1 protein-coding gene and 1 pseudogene are annotated in these 724 nt (G+C 36.3%); both read right to left on the bottom strand.

Annotation, left to right across the window (positions count from 1 at the left end):
- A pseudogene (locus tag HMPREF1253_RS02975) lies at positions 1-331 on the bottom strand (cell surface protein); the annotation flags it as partial.
- On the bottom strand, positions 306-545 hold the full coding sequence (locus tag HMPREF1253_RS02970; RefSeq protein WP_000817944.1) for a hypothetical protein: 240 nt from the start codon (positions 543-545) through the stop codon (positions 306-308). The pseudogene HMPREF1253_RS02975 and the gene HMPREF1253_RS02970, both read right to left, overlap by 26 nt.
- Between the last annotated feature and the right edge of the window lie 179 nt (positions 546-724).

The following is a 724-nucleotide window of genomic DNA, read 5'->3' as shown; positions in this document are numbered from 1 at the left end:
TTTCATCATTTCCATCGCCTTTTACTTCATAAAATAGAAACTCATCAATAAATTTCATATTATCAGGGAGCATCGGCAGATCACCGCTGTCAAGAAGCTGTCCTTTCTCAGCCTTTATCTTTTCTTCCTTATAAACTTTTTCATCTTCAAAGATATACTTTACATTTACTTCCACTTGTGTTTGGACAGCTTTATCGCTTGTAGGTGCTTCCGTTAAGCTTTGCTCATGAGCATAAACAACTGTCCAAAGACCCAAAAGGCAGCTTATACTTACAACGACTGCAAGTGCTGCTGTCCAAAACTTCTTATTCTTTTTCCAACTGGTTTTCATTTGACTTCTCCTTTTTCATTTCTACTCTTTGTCTGTTTACCTTTGCCATCAAATCACTGATTGTAATGTTGTTCTTTCTGCAAATGGCAATGATTTCTTCGTTTTCAAGTTCTTCTTCACGAATAAATAAAGGCTCCAATTCTTCATCAATCAAAGCCTTTTTATCCTTCAACTTCTTTATTTTGTTTTTCACTACCGTTAATTCTCGTTTCACATTGTTACCTCCTATTTCTTTACGTTTGGTGGGAATCCAAATCCTACGGGATGATGCTTGCAGAAAGACGCAATCCAATTGTCTAAAGTGGTTACTCTTATTCGTCCAATATTATCCATAACTTTACCATCTCCAATATAAATTCCTACATGACCATAGGTAAGTCCTGCTGTGCTTCC

It is taken from the genome of Peptoniphilus sp. BV3C26, assembly GCF_000478985.1.
Classification (GTDB): domain Bacteria; phylum Bacillota; class Clostridia; order Tissierellales; family Peptoniphilaceae; genus Peptoniphilus_B; species Peptoniphilus_B koenoeneniae.
The sequence above is the reverse complement of the archived record's forward strand: the minus strand, read 5'-3'. Positions and strand labels throughout refer to the sequence as shown.